Origin of the sequence: Nocardia sp. NPDC059691 (assembly GCF_042733915.1) — a bacterium.
In the GTDB taxonomy this organism is placed as follows: domain Bacteria; phylum Actinomycetota; class Actinomycetes; order Mycobacteriales; family Mycobacteriaceae; genus Nocardia; species Nocardia sichangensis.
In genome coordinates this window covers 180,038-197,896 of the sequence record NZ_JBHWFB010000010.1, presented here as the reverse complement: position 1 = coordinate 197,896, position 17,859 = coordinate 180,038, and the positions used below count along the sequence as shown (strand labels likewise).

Below are 17,859 nucleotides of genomic sequence, written 5' to 3'. Positions count from 1 at the left end.
GGGCCGGGCCGATCATCTCTCCCTTCCGAAGCAATGCGCAAAGAAAGGCGGACACGACGTTGGCGCGTGATCTGACACAGCTGGAGATCCTCACCGAGCTCGAACCTTTCGCGGGTACCGCGTTGAACCGGCACCTGTCCATGGTCAAGGAGTGGCATCCCCACGACTACGTGCCCTGGGACGAAGGACACAACTTCGCGATGCTGGGCGGGATCGATTGGGAGCCAGGGCAATCACGGCTCTCGGAGGTGGCGAAGGCGGCCTTGATCACGAACCTGCTCACCGAGGACAACCTCCCGTCCTATCACCGCGAGATCAGTGCCAGCTTTTCCCGAGATGGCGCGTGGGGGTCGTGGGTGGGACGATGGACCGCCGAGGAGGCCCGCCACAGCATCGCCCTGCGTGACTACCTGGTCGTCACACGGGGCGTCGACCCGGTCGCGTTGGAGAACGACCGTATGACGCACATGTCCACCGGCTTCGGCGCGCCGGTGGAGCGAGCGGACACCGACTTCGACGGCGGGTTCCTGTACTCGGTGGCGTACGTGTCCTTCCAGGAGTTGGCCACCCGCATCAGCCATCGCAACACGGCGGCGGTCTGTGACGACCCGGTCGCCGACCGCATGCTGCAACGCATCGCCGCCGACGAGAACCTGCACATGATCTTCTACCGCGGCATGTGCGGCGCCGCCTTGGATCTGGTGCCCGATCAGGCCATCGAAGCGATCGACCTGATCGTGCGCAACTTCCGGATGCCGGGCACCGGCATGCCCAACTTCCGGCGCAACGGCGTCCTCATGGCCAAACACGGCATCTACGATCTGCGCCAGCACTTGGAAGAAGTGCTCCAACCCGTCATCCGGCAGTGGAACATCCTCGACCGCGACGACTTCGGGCCACGCGGCGAGCAAGCCCGCGAACGACTCGCCGCCTTCTTGGACGACCTTACGGAAGTGCGCATTCCCCGATTCGAGGAACAACGCGACCGTGCCCTCGCTCGGGAAGCACGCCGGGGTGTCGGCGCCGCTGCGGGATAGCACGACCGGGTAGGTCCTCCCCGCCGAGACGACCGTCAGCCCACATAGCGACGCGCGGGGGAACGGCGCTGCGATTCTTCCAGCAGAACGAGGCCCGCCTCCACTGGCGGTGGCAGGACTTTTCGTTCGCGCAGCACCCACGGCATCCCACGCAGTGTGTCCAGGACGGCCGCGGCGGTCGTCAGGTCGGCCGGGGCCGATCCGAGTACGACGGCGGTCCGCCGGGCGGCGCTGCGGGCCGGGCGGCGCAACCACAGCGTCCACAACGTGTTCCGGATGCCGAGCCTGCGACGGTGCGTCGGATCACGGGTGGTGGACGGCTCGTGGTGGATCAGGATGTCCTCCATCCAGCACATCCACCAGCCGCGCGCCGCGAGGTCGAGGGCGAGCAGTTCCTCTTCGCCCGCGAACCACAGACGCCGGGAGAAGCCGCCGACCTCCCGGAACGCGCTGACCCGGAAGGCGGACAGCGCGGCCATCACGCCGAGCAGAGCGGGGCCGGGCAGCCAGTCGGGCCCGACGACCGGTGAGTCGCGCAGTTCCGGCGTGATCGGGTCTTCTCGGAGATCGGGTGCGACCAGGCATCGTCCGGTCACCGAGCCGAGGCCGGGGTATCGGTCGAGCACATCGGCGGCCCGGGTCAAGGCGCCCGGCTGCCATCGGGTGTCGTCGTCGCAGAACGCCACATACGGCGTTGCCGTCCGCTCGACCGCGAGATTCCTGGCCACCGCGCCCAGGTTCTCCGCCGAGCGGATGAGTATTACCGAGGGGAACGCCGCGGCGACCGCGTCGGCGGTGCCGTCCGTGGACCCGTTGTCGACGAGGATGATCGGCGCCGCGTCGGGCAGCGTGGTCATGTGCGCCAGGGTGCGCAGCAATTGTTCGCGCCGGTTGCGGGTCATGATGACGACCGTCATTCGTTCCGTGACCATCCGTCACTTCCTTCCATGGGCGAGTTCCAGCGTCCTGGCACGGCGCTCGACCTCCGGCGGCAGCGTGCGCCGCTGCGCCAGCGCCCTCGGCAGGCGGCGAACGACCCCCGCGAACGCCAGCAACATTCCGGGGTCCCGCACCGCTCGGCGCAACAGGCCCGCGGACTCGGCAGCGGACCGCCGCAACGGCCGCCGCATCCAAGCGATCAACGCGTTGTTGCGCTGTTCGGCCCGTCTGCGCCACGCGTGCGGCGGTCGCCGCGCCGAGGGGTGGTGATGGGCGCGCACTCGCGCCACGTAACAGAGGTCCCAGCCGCACGCCGCCATATCGAGTGACAGCAGGCGTTCCTCGGCGCCGAAATGCAACAGCGGGCTGAACCCGGCGGCCTGCAGATACGCCTCTCTCCGGACGATCGCCGCGCAGGCGAGGAAGCCGAGCACCAACGGGCCCGGCAGACCGGGGGGATGCCCGAGCGGGCTGCTCGCCATCAGTTCGTTGACGGGATCGTCACGGTGGTCGGCGCCGACGAGCGTACGTCCGGCGATCAGGCCGAGTCGCGGATGGGCATCAAGCACCCGCTCGGCTTCGCGCAGCGCGTCCTCGGCCCACCACGAGTCGTCGTCGCTGAACGCGACGTAGGGCGTGCGGGCCAGTGCGACGCCGAGGTTGCGCGCCGCCGCGCCGAGATTGCGGGGCAGCCGGACGACGCGCACATCCGGGAATGCCTCCGCCGCGCCGGCCGTGCCGTCGACCGAAGCGTTGTCCAGTACCACGATCGCGGGAGCCGGGCGCAGTGCGCGCAATTCGGTCAAGGTGCGGGCCAGTTCGGCCGCGCGGTTGCGGGTGGCGATGACGACGGTGGTCTTCGCCACCGTCGGCGCGCTCACGCAGGCCGTCCCGCGAGCAGTTCGTCGAGCAGGTCGCTGGTCAAGGCGTCGGCCGAGGGGAACTCCCGCCGCCGCGCGCGTTCGCGCCCCGCCGGTGCCAGGCACCAGCGCCACCACGGGTCGAACGCGCCCGCGTCGGCGGTCTGCTCGGCGGACACCAGCGCAGGCCAGTCCAGCGCCCTCGCCTGCGCGGTGACCTTCCCTCCGCCCGCGATGGGATCCACCGCGAGGACCGGGATCCCGGCTCGCAGGCCCAGCACCAAGCCGTGCAGTCGAGTGGTGATCACCGCGTCCAGGCGAGCGAACACCGACGCGAGCTGGTCGGGTGTGCGGCACAGGCGCCAATCGTCGGACGTCAATCTGGTGTCGAGCGGTAGTCGCGCGCAGTCGAGCTCGCGCAGCCACCGCAGCAACGCGCGATGCACCGACCGGTGCCGCCTGGCCACGCCGTACTCGGCCTGGCCCGGGGCGAAGACGACTCCCACCACGGGGACGCTCACCGTGGACGCCCCGACCGCCATGTCCGGTCGCGCGACGGACGGACCGTCGCGCGGCAAGATGCGGTGGAAGCCGGTGACCGCGGCATCGGCCGGATCGAGGATGGAGACGCCCACCGCGATGCGTCGGCAGTTGGCGTACCGTTCGTGCAGGAACCGGACCTGTTCACCGTGCGCGGGCCCGCACACGAACACCAGGTGCGAATATCGCCCGGAGTCCGCGTCGTCCAGATGCATCCCGTCGGAACGAAACCCCGGGCTCCAGGCCGTGTCGTGGGGTATCGCGGCGGAGGCCAGCGCGTCGCACACCCGGCTCATGCTCAACACGTCCCCGGCCGTCGCTTCCCCGTGCAGGAAGCTGGGCCACCCGGTGACAAGTACCCGCATGTCTCTGCCCATACCCGCTGCGCCCCAGGTCAATCAGCCGCGACGGCGATCTCTCCGCTCGGTGACCGCGAAGACCGGGGTGCGGCGTCCTAGCTCGGAGCCGGGCGTAGGTGCACGACCTTCGTCTGGGTCATCTCGTCCAGCAATTCCGGCCCGTAACCGAAACCGGACCCGCTGGCCCGCCGCGGGTGCGCCGCTCCCCCGGGCGCCCCGCCGAACACCGAGTTGATCTTCACCGTCCCCACCGGCAGTTCCCGCCAAGCGTGCTGCGCGTTGGCCATCGACGGCGTGAGCACGGTGGCCGCGAGCCCGTAGTCGTCGGTCGCGGCCTCGGCGATGCCCTGCTCGAACGTATCCACCACCCGTACCGGCGCGATCGGGCCGAAGGTCTCCTCCCGCATGATCCGCATGGCCGGATCGCACTGTGCCAGCACGGTGGCCGGATAGTGCGCACCGGCGCCGTCCGGCAGCACTCCGCCCGTCAGCAGCTCGGCGCCGCGCTCCACCGCATCGCGGACGTGCGAGTGGACCTGCTCGCGATGATGACGGTCGACCAGCGGCGCCGGGTTCCAGGACTCGGCTTCGGCCACCAGCGCCGCCAGGAAGGCCTCCGCGACGTCCCGGTGCACGAAGATCCGCTCGACGGACACGCAGATCTGGCCGGAGTTCGCGAACGCGCCGAGCGCCGCCTGCCCGGCCGCCCAGACGGGATCCACACCGGCGTCGACGACGAGCGCGTCGTTGCCACCGTTCTCCAGCAGCGCCTTCGCACCGGTGTCGGCGACGCTGCGCGCGATCGACCGTCCCGTGGCGGTGCTGCCGACATGCGCGATGACGTCCACATCGAGACGTGCGGCGAGCAGCGCGCCGACCCGGCCGTCGCCCTGCACCGTCTGCAGAACGCCGCCGGGAAGCGCTCGGGAGAGCAACTCGCCGAGCAGAGCTCCGGTGTGCGGTGCGCGTTCGCTCGGCTTGTACACGACCGTGTTTCCCGTGACCAACGCCGCGCCGAGCAAACCGCAGGACACCGCGACGGGATCGTTCCACGGCGTCAGCGCGACGACGACGCCGCGGGGCTCCCACACCATGAGGTCGGTCGCCTCGAAAGCTCCTTGCAGACTTCGGCCTCGGTGCAACGGTCCCAGTTCGGCATATTGCTCGAGCGTCGCGGCACCGGCCAGCACCCCCTCCTTGCTCTCCGACCGTGGACGTCCGGTTTCGAGCCGATTGAGTTCGGCCAGTTCATCGGCATGCTCGCGCAGCAGGGCAGCACCGGCGCGGACCGCGACGGCCCGCTCGGCCGCCGTTGTTCGCGCCCAGGTGGTTTGCACGCGATTCGCCAGATCAACCTGCCGATCGATTTCGGCGGCATCCGTCATGGGTACCTTGCCGACGGTGGCGCCGCTGGCGGGATCGAAGATCTCGATTGTTTCGGTCGCGTGGAGTTCGGTGGCCGACGGGGCAGCATGGGGTGCGCTCATATCGCGGCCATTGCCTGGCATCCATGGTTCAAACCGGTCGCGCGTCGGCCGCAGCGGTCCCAGGACATCGACAATAGCCACAAGTTCGCTGTCAGGCCGCGCCGACCAGGTTTGATCCGGCGGCAATAGGCAAGAGCTACCGGCATGGCCGAAAAGATCGAGCGGCTCACGGTGCTGCTGTGGCACGTGCACGGCTCGTGGACGACGTCGTTCGTCCGAGGGCGGCACCGTTATCTGCTGCCCGTGGTGGAAGGCGGCGGGCCGTGGGGCCGTGGACGGTGCGGCCGCGACTGGCCGTCCGCCGCGGAGGTGCCCGCTGACCACTTGCGCGAAACCGAGCCGGACGTGGTCGTGCTCCAGCGCCCGGAGGAAATCGAGCTCACCGAACGATGGCTCGGCCGTCGTCCCGGGGCCGATATTCCCGCGGTCTTCGTCGAGCACAACGCGCCGCGGCCCAGTGCTGCCACCAGCAGGCATCCGCTGGCGGATCGCGCCGACATCCCGCTCGTGCACGTCACGCATTTCAACGACTTGATGTGGGACAGCGGACGCGCGCCCACCCGGGTGGTGCCGCACGGAATCGTCGACCCCGGCGCGCGCTACACCGGTGAACTGCCCCATGGCGTGGCGTTGATCAACGAGCCGATGCGGCGCGGAAGGATCACCGGGAGTGATCTCCTGCCCGACTTCGCGATGGCGGGACCGATCGATGTGTACGGGATCGGAGCCGGCGACTACACGGCGAACAGGTCCACCGGGCACCCGATCCGCGGCATCGGCGACTTGCGGCAGTCGGCATTGCATCCGGACATGGCGCGCAGAAGGGTGTACCTGCACACCGCGCGCTGGACCTCGCTCGGATTGTCCCTTCTCGAAGCCATGCACCTGGCCATGCCGGTGGTAGCCCTCGCCACCACCGAGGCCGTCATGGCGGTGCCGCCCGAAGCCGGTGCCGTCTCCACCGATGTCGCGGTGCTCACCGCGAAGTTCCACGAGTTCCTCCACGAACCCGATCTCGCGGCGCTGGCGGGCAAGTCGGGACGGCAGTTCGCGCTCGAGCACTACGGCCTCGAGGTCTTCCTGCGCCGGTGGGATGCCCTGCTCGCCGAGGTCACCGAATGAAGGCAGTGTCCCGGAGAGAGAAGGCGGAATCATGAAGATCGCGATGGTGTCCGAACACGCCAGTCCGCTCGCGGTGCTGGGCGGCGTCGATGCCGGTGGGCAGAACGTTCATGTCGCCGAGCTGTCCGCCGCCCTGTGCAGGCAGGGACACGAGGTCACCGTCTACACGCGCCGCGAGGAGGCGGACGCGCCCGACACGGTCACCGCCGAACAGGGTTACCGCGTCGTCCACGTCCCGGCCGGTCCCGCTCGTCCGCTGCCGAAGGACGAATTGCTGCCGCACATGGTCGAATTCGGCATTTTCCTGCGCGAGCACTGGCGCGACCTGCGGCCGGATGTCGTGCACGCGCATTTCTGGATGTCCGGACTCGCCGCCCTGTCGGGGGCACGCCCCACCGACATTCCGGTCGTGCAGACCTTTCACGCGCTGGGCGTGGTGAAGCGCCGCCACCAAGGCGCGAACGACACCAGTCCGGCCGACCGGATACGCCTCGAACGGCTGATCGCCGGACAAACCGACCGGATCATCGCGACCTGCACCGACGAGGTGTTCGAACTGGCCAGGCTTGGCGTCCCCCGGTCCAAGACTTCGGTGATCCCGTGCGGCGTGGACCTCGAACAGTTCGCACCCGAGGGACCGAAAGAGCCGAAGTCGGCCGAGTATCGGATGATCAGCGTCGGCAGGTTGGTGCCCCGCAAAGGTTTCGACACCGCGATCACCGCGCTCACCGGACTGCGGAACGCCGAGTTGGTCTTGGTCGGCGGGCCGGACGATGCCGAGCTATCCGACGACCCGGAGGGCAGGCGGCTGCTGGCCCTGGCGGACGAACTCGGCGTACGAGAACGGCTGCGCATGCTGGGCCGGGTGCCGAGGACCCGGATAGCTCCGCTCCTGAGATCGGCGGACGTGGCCGTGTGCACGCCGTGGTACGAGCCCTTCGGGATGACGCCACTCGAAGCGATGGCGTGCGGCGTTCCCGTGGTGGCCACCGCGGTCGGCGGCCTCATCGATACCGTCGTCGACGGTGTGACCGGCAGGCTGGTTCCACCGCGGGAGCCCGCGGAACTGGCCGACGCGGTCGGCGAGCTGCTGACCACACCAGGGGTCCGGGAGCGCTACGGCCGCGCCGGGCGCGAGCGTGTCGAGTCGCGCTATTCATGGGATCGGATCGCCGCCGAAACCCTCCACGCGTACCGCCGGGTGACCGCACGCGCGGGCGCACGCAACGGACATGGGCCCACCGACAGCCGTTCGCTCGACGGCACCGGCGACAGCGGCAAGCTTGCTCCCGAGTCACCGTCGACAGATCGTGGTCTTCGCGCGAGCGGCCGCGGGTAGGCCACAGCATGTCCGAACCCCGCGAACGCGCGTTGGTCACCGGTGGATGCGGTTTCGTCGGATCCCACCTCTGTGAGCAGTTGCTCGACGCGGGCACCGTCGTGGTCGCGCTCGACAACTTCGCCACGTCCACACCGGACAACGTCGCCCGGCTGCTCGCCCGTCCCGGATTCGACCTCATCCAGCACGACGTCACCGAGCCGCTGCCGACGATGGGCTTCTTCGATGTCGTCTTCCACCTCGCGTCGGCCGCGTCGCCACCGGACTACCTGCGACTGCCGATCGAGACGCTACGAGCCGGCTCCCTCGGCACCGCCAACGCCCTCGATTCGGCCGAGCGGCATCGAACTCGTTTCGTGCTCGCATCGACCAGCGAGGTCTACGGCGACCCGGGTGTCCACCCGCAACCCGAGCATTACTGGGGTCACGTGAATCCGGTCGGGCCGCGCAGCGTCTATGACGAGGCGAAGCGGTATGCCGAGGCTTTCACGATGGCATTTCGCCGGGAGCGTGGCGCGAACACCGGGATCGCCCGGATCTTCAACACCTACGGTCCCCGCATGCGTACCGACGACGGCCGGATGGTGCCCACCTTCATCGCACAGGCGTTGGCGGACGCACCGCTCACCATCGCGGGAACCGGCGAGCAGACCCGCTCGCTGTGTTATGTCGAAGACACGGTGCGCGGCCTGCTCGCGCTGGCGTCGACCGACCATCCGGGGCCGGTCAACATCGGTAATCCGCACGAGATATCCGTCCGCGGCCTCGCCGAGGAGATCCGAGCGGCAACCGGCAGCCGTTCCATCGTGACGTATGTCGACAGCGCGATCGATGATCCGAAACGGCGCTGCCCGGACATCTCGCTGGCCCGGCGCGAATTGGGCTGGTGGCCGTTGATCGGCAGGAAGGAAGGACTGCGCCGCACGATCGACTGGTTCGCCGGGCGCACCGCCGAGTCGGCCGAAGAGTCCGTGCGCTGAGCGGCGCCCGACGGCGGATCGGTTTAGTCGCGACTTCACCGGGTAGCGCCCCCCTTGTATGCCAGCGGGCGAACCGGGTCCCGCGCGTCTCGAACCGCGTCTCGAACAGAAAGGCGGCCCGTGCGCATTCTCGGAATCAACGCGGTATTTCATGATCCTGCTGCGGCTCTGATCGTGGACGGCGAAATCGTCGCGGCCGCCGAGGAAGAGCGGTTCACCCGTCGCAAGCACGGCAAGCGCCCGGTGCCCTTCTCCGCATGGGAACTGCCCGAACAAGCCGCCGCATGGTGTCTGGAGCGAGCGGGGTTACGCCCCGACCAACTCGACGCGGTGGGCTACTCCTACGACCCGGCACTGGTCGATCATTCGCTCGGCGGTCTCGATCGGAAAAGCGAGGCGACCAGAACGGATTACGCGTTCCGAGCGCCCGCTTTCCTCGCGGCCGCGTTGCCCGGCCTCGATCCCACCATCGTGCGTTTCGTGCGACATCACCTGGCGCACGCCGCGTCCGCGGCCCTCGCGGCCCCGTCCGGCGACTCGGCGGTGCTGGTGGCCGACGGACGCGGCGAGAGCCAGTCCTATCTCGCCGGGGAATATCGAGACGGCAAGTTCGTGGAGCTGGCGGCACAGCGGCTGCCGCACTCGCTCGGATTGATGTACGAGGACCTCACCGAGCATCTGGGCTTCACCCGGTCCAGCGACGAATACAAGGTCATGGCACTGGCCTCCTACGGCACCCCCCGATTCCTCGATCGGTTCCGCCAACTCGTGTACTCCACCCGGGACGGTGGTTTCCGTACCGAGGCCGTGAACTGGTCGGACTTCGCCCCCACGGTGATCGGCGGTGAGCTCGGCCGAGACCACGCCGACCTCGCCGCCAGCGTCCAACGACGACTCGAGGACGTGTTGCTCGAGTTGACCTCTTGGCTGCATCGCCAGACCCGGCAGCGAACCCTCACGCTGGCCGGTGGCATCGCGCTGAACTGCGTGGCCAACAGCCGTCTGCACGCCGAAGGCCCCTACGAGCGGATCTGGGTCCAGCCTGCCGCGGGCGACGCGGGCACCGCACTGGGCGCCGCGCTGCAATTGGCGGCCGAGTTCGGGGAGCGGGTCACCCCGATGCGGGGCGCCGACCTCGGCCGCGAATGGACGGACGCCGAGCTGGAAACCGTGCTCCGCACGGCCAAGGTCCGGTACACGAAATCCAACGACATCGCGGCGGACGTGGCGCAAGCGCTCGCGGAAGACCAGGTGGTGGCCTGGTTCCAGGGCCGGTCCGAATTCGGCCCGCGCGCACTCGGCCACCGTTCGCTGCTCGCTCACCCCGGCCGGTCGGCGAATCTCGAACGCCTCAACGATGTGAAGGGGCGCGAACAGTTCCGGCCGCTGGCACCGATGGTGCTCGCCGACCGGGCGTCCGAGATCTTCGGACGCGGGCCGCTGCCGAGCCCGTACATGCTGTTCGTGCACGACGTCGCGCCGGAGTGGCGAGAGCGGATTCCCGCCGCGACACATGTCGACGGCACCGCGCGGGTACAGACCGTAGATCCCGCCGACAAGCCGGTTTTGGCACGCATGCTGGCGGAGTTCGAGCGGCACACGGGTCTGCCGGTAGTGATCAACACCAGCCTGAACACGGCGGGCAGGCCGATGGTCGATTCACCGCGCGACGCCCTCGAATGCTTCGGTTCGGCACCCATCGATCTGCTCGCCATCGGCTCATTCGTGGTCCGTCGCCCATGAACGGCCCCACCGTGGACTACAGCATCGTGATCCCGACCATGGGCCGGGAAAGTCTTCGCGCGCTGCTCGAGTCGCTGGACACAGCGTCGGGACCGAAACCACGGGAGATCATCGTGGTGGACGATCGGCCCCGAGCCGGGGACCTACCGTTGCCCGCGACGGTGTCTTCGGTTCAGGTCATCCGCTCGGGCGGACGCGGACCCGCCGCGGCCAGGAACGCCGGGTGGCGGCATGCCGAAGGAACCTGGATCGCTTTCCTCGATGACGATGTGCTCACCGCGCCGGATTGGCCCGCCCGCTTGGCCGAGGACCTGCGTGATCTCGACGACAACACGGCGGCTTCCACGGCCCGCATCGAGGTTCCACTGCCGAAGCACCGCAGGCCGACCGACGCCGAACGCGGGATCGCACGGCTGGCCACGGCGCGGTGGATCACGGCGGACATGGCCTATCGCCGGTCCGCGCTGATCGCGGTGGGTGGCTTCGACGAACGGTTCCCGCGGGCGTTCCGCGAGGACGCCGATCTGGCACTCCGGGTCTGCCTCGCGGGTTACGTCATCGCGGCCGGACAACGCGTCACTCGCCACCCGCTTCGCGAATCGGGACCGATGGCCAGTGTCCGAGCACAACGCGGGAACGCCGACAACGCCCTATTGCGGCGGAAATACGGCGCTCGATGGCGGCAGCGGATCGGCGAAGAGGCCGGACTTCTCCGCCGCCACGCGTTCACTACGGCCGCAGGCGCGTTGGCCATGGCGCTCGGCGTCGCGGGCCGTAAACTGCCCGCCCTCGTTTTCGCGGCCATCTGGACGGCGCTGACCGGTGCGTTCGCAGCGCGCCGGATCGCACCAGGACCCCGAACACCCGGCGAGATCGGCCGGATGACGCTGAGCAGCGCGCTGATTCCACCGGCCGCGTGCTGGCACCGACTGCGCGGCGAGCTGCGTCACCGGAACGCGACCCACGCCTCGCCGCTGGCGTTGCTGTTCGACCGCGACGACACCCTCATCATCGATGTCCCCTACCTCGCCGACCCCACCGAGGTCCAGCCGGTGCCGGGAGCCGCCGACGCGCTGCGGAAAGTGCGCGCGGCGGGCATCCAGCTCGGCATCGTGAGCAACCAGTCCGGCGTAGCGCGAGGATTGATCAGCCCCGAACAGCTCGCCGCGGTGAACTCCCGAGTCGAGGATCTGCTCGGACCGTTCGCGACCTGGCAGGTGTGCGTGCACGGCGAAGGCGACGGCTGCGGGTGCCGCAAACCGGAGCCGGGCCTGATCCGGCAGGCCGCGGCGGATCTCGGCGTCGACGTCGGCAGGTGTGTGGTCATCGGCGACACCGGCGCCGACGTCGCCGCCGCGCAGTCCGCGGGCGCACGCGCGATCCTGGTGCCGACTGCGAGAACCCTTCCCGGCGAGGTGCACCGCGCGCGTCGCGAAGCGACTGTGGCGCGGGATCTGACCGAGGCCGTCCGGCTGGCGATGGCGGGTGTGCCGTGACCGGCCGGGCGCTGGTGGCCCGCATGGACAATTTCGGCGATGTGCTGCTGGCGGGGCCGTGCGTCCGAGCGGTGGCCGCGCAGGTCGATTCGGTGACGCTGCTGGCCGGGCCGCGCGGCCGAGCCGCCGCAGATCTTCTGCCGGGTGTGGAGCAGGTCGTGACGTGGCGCGCTCCGTGGATCGATCTGGAGCCACCCGCGGTCACGTCGGCGGGTATCGATGCCTTTATCGAGCGGATACGCGCGCTCGAGGTGGATCTCGCGTTGATCCTCACGTCCTTCCACCAGTCGCCGCTGCCGCTGGCGCTGCTGCTTCGGATGGCCGGTATTCCCTGGATCGGCGCGATCTCGGAGGACTACCCCGGTTCGTTGCTGGATCTGCGCCATCGCGTCGAGGGCGATCCGCCCGAAGCCGAACGGGCGTTGTCGCTCGCCGCGGCGGCCGGCTTCCGGCTGCCGCCCGGCGACGACGGGAAACTCGCTGTCCGGCAGCCGTTGCCGAAGGTCGGCGGGCTCACCGGCGAACCGGGTTACGTGGTCATGCATCCGGCCGCGTCGGTACCGGCGCGGCAGCCGTCCTCGTCCCGTTCCGCGGCCATCGTCGCCGCACTGACCAGCGCCGGTCACCGGGTGATCGTGACCGGCGCTCCCGCCGACCGGCCGCTCACCGGCGCCGTCGCGGGCAGACACGGTATCGATCTCGGTGGAGCCACGACCCTGCCCGAACTCGCCGCCGTGCTCCGCGACGCGAGCGTCGTGGTGGCGCCCAACACCGGCCCGGCGCATCTCGCCGCGGCCGTCGGGACACCCGTGGTCTCGCTGTTCGCACCGGTCGTGCCCGCCGAGCGGTGGGCGCCCTACGGCGTGCCGGTGGCCATGCTCGGTGACCAACGCGCGCCGTGCCGCGGCAGCAGAGCCCGGGTCTGCCCGGTGGCGGGGCATCCGTGCCTCGACTCGATCACCCCCGAGCAGGTCGTCACGGTGGCGGAAGAACTCGGTGCGGGCAGCCTCACGCGCCTGCGGACAGGAGGTGCGGGGTGATCGAGGACCATTTCGCGGCTTTGCACGCGGCGCTGGACCGCACCAGTTGCTTCGCACCCGATATCCGCAGATGGGGCAGGCAACTCGCGGTCGTGCTCGCCAACGGTGGACGGTTGCTCGCCTGCGGTAACGGCGGCAGCGCCGCGGAAGCCCAGCACCTGACCGGTGAGCTGGTCGGCCGCTTCCGCAACGAGCGCCGTCCGTTCTCGGCGATCGCGCTGCACGCCGACACCTCGGCGGGTACCGCGATCATCAACGACTACGGCGAGACCGAACTGTTCGCGCGCCAGGTCCGCGCGCACGGCAGGCCCGACGACATCCTCGTCTTGTTGTCCACCAGCGGCACCAGCCACAACGTGGTTGCCGCGGCGAAAGCGGCGCACGACATCGGCGTCGTCACGTGGGCCATGACCGGGCCCGCGCCCAATCCGCTCGCGGCGCTGTGCGATGACGCCGTCGCCGTGGACGCGCCCACCACGGCCACTGTGCAGGAAGTGCATCTGGTCTTGGTGCACGCTCTGTGCTCGGCGCTCGACGATGCACTGGGGGTACCGACATGAAGCCGTTGGTCGTGGTGGGCGACAGCATTCTGGACGTCGACATCGAAGGCGTCGCGGAGCGGTTGTCGCCCGAAGCTCCCGTGCCCGTCGTGGACGTGGAACGCCAGTGGATACGCCCGGGCGGTGCCGGGCTGGCCGCCGCGCTGGCCGCGCAGTCGGTCGCCGAGGTCTCGCTCATCACGGCGACCGCCGACGACCACGACGGCCGCATCCTCACCCGGCTCCTCGACCAGCACGTTCGAGTCGTTCCGATCGCGCTGCGCGGCAAGACGGTTCGCAAGGCCCGCGTCCGCGCCGCGGGACAGTCGCTGTTGCGAATGGACACCGGCGACGGCACCGCGGACGGCGGCTCGGTGAGCGCCGCGGTTACCAGGACACTGCGGGCGGCCGGGGCGATCCTCGTGGCGGACTACGGCCGGGGTGTCGCCGCGCATCCCCGGATCCGGAGCCTGCTCACCGAACTGGCTCGGTCGGTACCGGTGGTGTGGGATCCGCACCCGCGTGGCCCCGCGCCGACACCGGGAGCACAACTGGTCTCGCCGAACCTGAAAGAGGCACGCCAGTTCGCGCCGGGATATGTCGAACCCGACGAGTTGGCGAAGGTGCTGCGAGACGAGTGGGCAGCGGATTCCGTCGCGGTTACCACCGGTCCGGGCGGAGCGGTCCTGGCCAACGGGAAACGGCTCACTGTGGTTCCCGTACCTGCCGACGTCCGTCTCGCCGGGCATCCCGGTTCCGACACTTGCGGCGCGGGTGACCGATTCGCCTCGGCCGCGACCGCCGCCCTGTTCGGCGGCTCCACGGTCGCCGACGCGGTGTCGCACGCGGTCGACGCGGCGGCCAGGTTCGTCGCGGCGGGCGGCGCGGCCACGTTGTCCACGTGCGACAGCACGGCCGTGGCCACGGCGGGGCCGACCGACACGAACGAGTCGGCGTTCGAGGTGGCGGCGCGGATCAGGGCGCGTGGCGGCCGACTCGTCGCCACCGGTGGCTGTTTCGATCTGCTGCATCCCGGCCATGTGAGCCTGCTGCGCCAGGCTCGCGCCATGGGTGACGCCTTGGTGGTCTGCCTCAACTCCGATGCGTCGGTGCGGCGCCTGAAAGGGCCGCGCCGGCCGATCGTCACCGCACGTGACCGTGCCCGGCTGCTCGTCGAACTGTCCTCGGTCGACGCCGTCGTCGTGTTCGACGAATCCTCGCCGAGCGCACTGCTGGACCGCCTTCGCCCCGATGTGTGGGTCAAGGGCGGCGACTACTCCGGCGTGGATCTCCCCGAGGCCGCGGTCGTTCGCGGTTACGGCGGCGAGATCGCGCTGATCCCCACTGTTCCCGGTTACTCGACTACACAACTGGTCACCGCGAGCCAGGTCGGCGGCTGACCCGAGAACGTAAGGAGCGCGATGCGAACCCTCGGCAATGTCCTGATCACCGGTGGCGCTTCCGGGCTCGGCGCGGCGGTCACCGCCGCCGTCCGCGCGAACGGGGGCCGCCCCTATGTGATCGACCGGGTGGAGCCCGAGGCACCCGTCGACTTCGTGCGTGCCGATCTCGCCGACACCGTCGCCGCCGAACAAGCCGTGCACGAGATCATCGAGCGCACGGGCGGCCGGATCGACGGCGTGTTCACCGCGGCGGGGACCGACGCCTGCGGCCCACTGGACCAAGTGCCAACGAAGAAATGGGAATACGTGGTCCAGGTCAATCTGTTCGGCACCGCCGCCGTGATTCGTGCCGCCCTTCCGGCGCTGCGGGAGAGCAAGGGAACGGTCGTGACGTGTGCTTCCACCCTGGGCGTCAAGGCGGTCGGTCATGCGACCGCCTATTGCGCCTCGAAATTCGGCGTCGTGGGCTTCACCAAGGCGCTCGCCGCCGAAACGGCGGGCAGCGTCGGGGTGACCCTGCTCATCCCGGGCGGGATGCACACGGCGTTCTTCGACGACCGCGACGAGCAGTACAAGCCGCCGCCCGACGCGAAACTCAACCAACCGCGGGACGTCGCCGACGCGGTGGTCTTCGCGCTCCGGCAGCCGCCGGGCTGCGAAGTCAGGGAGATGGTCGTGTGCGCCTCGGAAGAGGGATCGTGGCCCTGACGCGCACGATCCTGGTGCTGCGGGCACTCGGGCTCGGCGACCTGCTGACCATCGTGCCCGCCTTGCGCGGGATCAGAAGCGCCCACCCCGGCCACCGGGTGGTGCTCGCGGCGCCGGAAGCGCTGCGTGACCTCGTCGGCCTCATCGACGCGGTCGACGAACTGCTGCCGACGGCGGGACTTGGTGCGCTTCGATGGCCCACCGCGCCACCGAGTCTCGCGGTCAACCTGCACGGCAAAGGACCGGAGAGCATCCGCGATCTGCTGACGGCAGGCCCCGATGCACTACTGACCCACCACAATCCGGAATTTCCCGACCTGCCCGGCCCCGCGTGGCGCGACGACGAGCACGAAGTGGATCGCTGGTGCCAGCTGCTGGAATACGGTGGGATCGAAGCCGATCCAACCGCACTGCTGCTGCCGGCCCCACCGCGACCCGCCCCCGAATCGAATGCGGTCGTGATCCATCCCGGCGCGGCGTATCCCGCGCGGCGCTGGCCGTCCGAACGCTTCGCGCGAGTGGCGCGTGAACTCGTCGCCGACGGTCATCGAGTGGTGATCACCGGGAACAGAGACGAAATGCGCTTGGCCAACGCGGTCGCCGAGAAGGCCGGGCTACCGCCCTCGGCGGTGTACGCGGGACGCACCGATCTGACCGAACTCGCCGCACTGGTGGCCGACGCGGCTCTGATCGTGTGCGGTGACACCGGCGTCGGGCATCTCGCCACCGCGTTCGGCACACCGTCGGTAGTGCTGTTCGGGCCCACGCCCCCGAACCGGTGGGGGCCGCCCCCGCACGCGGAACACCACATCGCGCTGTGGGCCGGGACGGTCGGCGACCCGCACGCCGATTATCCGGACCCGGGCCTGCTCATGGTGCGACCCGAACATGTGCTCGCGGTCGCGGCCGACTTGCTCGGACAGCGGGTCCGCCATGGGTAGTCGCGTCGGCGTGGTCGGCGCCGGTTATGTGGGGCTCACCAGCGCCGCATGCCTCGCCCACCTCGGACACCACGTGATCTGCGTCGACAACGACGAAGCCAAAGTCGCGGCGCTGCGTACGGGTGCGGTCGCGATCGTCGAGCCCGGGTTGCCGGAACTGGTTCGAGAGGGACTGGAGGAAAATCGGCTGGTCTTCACATCGGACGCGCAGGCGCTGCACGAATGCGAAGTGGTCCTGTTGTGCCTTCCCACGCCCATGGGCACCGGCGGTACGGCCGACCTCGGCGTACTCGAGGACGCGCTGAGGACGTTGGCCACCGTCCTGCCGCCGGACTGTGTGCTCGTCACCAAATCCACCGTCCCGGTGGGGACGGCGGCGCGGATTCCCGCCCTGTCCGGTCTCGCGGGCACGGCGGTGGTCAGCAACCCCGAATTCCTCCGGGAGGGCCACGCGGTCGAGGATTTCCTGCGCCCCGACCGGGTTCTCCTCGGCGCGGCCGAGCACGATCGGGAGTCGGCCGACCGTGTCGCGGCGCTCTACGCCGGAACGGGCGCACCGGTGCTGCGTTCCGACTCTGCCAGCGCCGAACTGGCCAAGTACGCCAGCAACGCGTTTCTCGCGGTGAAGCTCTCGTTCGTCAACACACTGGCCGAACTGTGCGAACGAGTCGGCGCCGACATCACCAAGGTCACCGGCGCGATGGGGATGGACGACCGGATCGGTCCCGCCTTCCTCGCTCCCGGCCCCGGCTGGGGCGGCTCGTGCCTGCCCAAGGACACGCGCGCGCTCCTGCGTGCCGCGGAAGCTCGGGGTGTGGACTTCGCCATGGTTCGCAATGCCTTGCAGGCCAACGACCGTCAGCAGGCGATGGTGCTGCGCAAGATCCGCCGCGCGGTCACCGATTCGGTCGACGGCTCGCTGGCCGGGACCCGGATCGGCGTGCTCGGCCTCGCGTTCAAAGCCGGAACCGGCGACCTGCGCGACTCCCCCGCCGTCGCGGTCGCGCGGCAGCTGACCCGGCACAGCGCCGTGGTCACCGCTTACGACCCGTGTGTGCCGGCGGGCACCCCGGGTCTGGACGGCATCCGCGTGGTGGACGACCCCTACCTGGTGGCGAAAGACGCCGGCGCGCTGGTGATCCTCACCGAGTGGCCCGAATTCCGTTCGCTCGACTGGGCCGAACTCGCGACCGACGTCGACCGACCCGTAATCGTCGACACGAGAAACCTTCTCGACGAGCGCCTGCTCACCGGCACTGGATTCACAGTGCTGGGCAACGGCACCACCGGCGCGTCCGACGCCGGACGGACCTTTTAGACACGCTC

General features: G+C 69.8%; 16 protein-coding genes. 12 read left to right on the top strand and 4 right to left on the bottom strand.

Annotated features, from left to right (window positions below):
• The first annotated feature begins 59 nt into the window (after window positions 1-59).
• The gene (locus tag ACFV2O_RS22830) at window positions 60-1,037 is read left to right on the top strand and encodes an acyl-ACP desaturase (RefSeq protein ID WP_379253533.1); all 978 of its coding nucleotides are present in this window, start codon (window positions 60-62) and stop codon (window positions 1,035-1,037) included.
• 35 nt (window positions 1,038-1,072) lie between these two features.
• Here the strand turns inward: ACFV2O_RS22830 and ACFV2O_RS22825 are convergent, their stop codons facing one another.
• The 4 genes from ACFV2O_RS22825 to ACFV2O_RS22810 all read right to left on the bottom strand — a co-directional run bounded on the left by ACFV2O_RS22825 (window position 1,073) and on the right by ACFV2O_RS22810 (window position 5,222).
• The gene (locus tag ACFV2O_RS22825; RefSeq protein ID WP_379253532.1) at window positions 1,073-1,969 is read right to left on the bottom strand and encodes a glycosyltransferase family 2 protein; all 897 of its coding nucleotides are present in this window, start codon (window positions 1,967-1,969) and stop codon (window positions 1,073-1,075) included.
• Window positions 1,970-1,972: 3 nt separating this feature from the next.
• Window positions 1,973-2,857, bottom strand: a complete 885-nt coding sequence (locus ACFV2O_RS22820; protein ID WP_379253531.1) for a glycosyltransferase family 2 protein — start codon at window positions 2,855-2,857, stop codon at window positions 1,973-1,975.
• On the bottom strand, window positions 2,854-3,741 hold the full coding sequence (locus ACFV2O_RS22815) for a polysaccharide pyruvyl transferase family protein (RefSeq protein WP_379253530.1): 888 nt from the start codon (window positions 3,739-3,741) through the stop codon (window positions 2,854-2,856). The genes ACFV2O_RS22820 and ACFV2O_RS22815 overlap by 4 nt, the downstream gene beginning before the upstream one ends.
• 89 nt (window positions 3,742-3,830) lie before the next feature.
• Entirely contained in the window at window positions 3,831-5,222 is a 1,392-nt protein-coding gene (locus ACFV2O_RS22810) for an aldehyde dehydrogenase family protein (protein WP_379253529.1), read from the bottom strand.
• Window positions 5,223-5,366: 144 nt separating this feature from the next.
• Here ACFV2O_RS22810 and ACFV2O_RS22805 point away from each other — a divergent pair, with 144 nt between their 5' ends.
• The 11 genes from ACFV2O_RS22805 (at window position 5,367) to ACFV2O_RS22755 (ending at window position 17,851) form a co-directional block, all read left to right on the top strand.
• The gene (locus tag ACFV2O_RS22805; protein WP_379253528.1) at window positions 5,367-6,344 is read left to right on the top strand and encodes a glycosyltransferase; all 978 of its coding nucleotides are present in this window, start codon (window positions 5,367-5,369) and stop codon (window positions 6,342-6,344) included.
• Window positions 6,345-6,375: 31 nt separating this feature from the next.
• Window positions 6,376-7,683 carry a glycosyltransferase gene (locus tag ACFV2O_RS22800; RefSeq protein WP_379253527.1) on the top strand — a complete coding sequence of 436 codons (1,308 nt, stop codon included), beginning with the start codon at window positions 6,376-6,378 and terminating at the stop codon, window positions 7,681-7,683.
• A gap of 8 nt (window positions 7,684-7,691) precedes the next feature.
• Window positions 7,692-8,663: an NAD-dependent epimerase/dehydratase family protein gene (locus tag ACFV2O_RS22795; protein WP_379253526.1), complete on the top strand. Its 972-nt coding sequence runs from the start codon at window positions 7,692-7,694 to the stop codon at window positions 8,661-8,663.
• A 120-nt stretch (window positions 8,664-8,783) separates the two neighbouring features.
• Window positions 8,784-10,406, top strand: coding sequence for a carbamoyltransferase (locus ACFV2O_RS22790; RefSeq protein WP_379253525.1), 1,623 nt, complete (start codon window positions 8,784-8,786; stop codon window positions 10,404-10,406).
• Window positions 10,403-11,902 carry an HAD-IIIA family hydrolase gene (locus tag ACFV2O_RS22785; protein ID WP_379253524.1) on the top strand — a complete coding sequence of 500 codons (1,500 nt, stop codon included), beginning with the start codon at window positions 10,403-10,405 and terminating at the stop codon, window positions 11,900-11,902. The genes ACFV2O_RS22790 and ACFV2O_RS22785 overlap by 4 nt, the downstream gene beginning before the upstream one ends.
• Window positions 11,899-12,942: a glycosyltransferase family 9 protein gene (locus tag ACFV2O_RS22780; protein ID WP_379253523.1), complete on the top strand. Its 1,044-nt coding sequence runs from the start codon at window positions 11,899-11,901 to the stop codon at window positions 12,940-12,942. The genes ACFV2O_RS22785 and ACFV2O_RS22780 overlap by 4 nt, the downstream gene beginning before the upstream one ends.
• Window positions 12,939-13,502, top strand: coding sequence for an SIS domain-containing protein (locus ACFV2O_RS22775; RefSeq protein ID WP_355074204.1), 564 nt, complete (start codon window positions 12,939-12,941; stop codon window positions 13,500-13,502). Before ACFV2O_RS22780 ends, ACFV2O_RS22775 begins: the two co-directional genes overlap by 4 nt.
• The gene (locus ACFV2O_RS22770; RefSeq protein WP_355074205.1) at window positions 13,499-14,881 is read left to right on the top strand and encodes a PfkB family carbohydrate kinase; all 1,383 of its coding nucleotides are present in this window, start codon (window positions 13,499-13,501) and stop codon (window positions 14,879-14,881) included. The genes ACFV2O_RS22775 and ACFV2O_RS22770 overlap by 4 nt, the downstream gene beginning before the upstream one ends.
• A 21-nt stretch (window positions 14,882-14,902) precedes the next feature.
• Complete coding sequence (locus ACFV2O_RS22765) at window positions 14,903-15,592, top strand: SDR family oxidoreductase (protein WP_379253522.1); 690 nt, start codon at window positions 14,903-14,905, stop codon at window positions 15,590-15,592.
• Entirely contained in the window at window positions 15,583-16,533 is a 951-nt protein-coding gene (locus ACFV2O_RS22760; protein ID WP_379253521.1) for a glycosyltransferase family 9 protein, read from the top strand. Before ACFV2O_RS22765 ends, ACFV2O_RS22760 begins: the two co-directional genes overlap by 10 nt.
• Window positions 16,526-17,851, top strand: coding sequence for a UDP-glucose dehydrogenase family protein (locus tag ACFV2O_RS22755; RefSeq protein WP_379253520.1), 1,326 nt, complete (start codon window positions 16,526-16,528; stop codon window positions 17,849-17,851). Before ACFV2O_RS22760 ends, ACFV2O_RS22755 begins: the two co-directional genes overlap by 8 nt.
• Window positions 17,852-17,859: the final 8 nt, after the last annotated feature.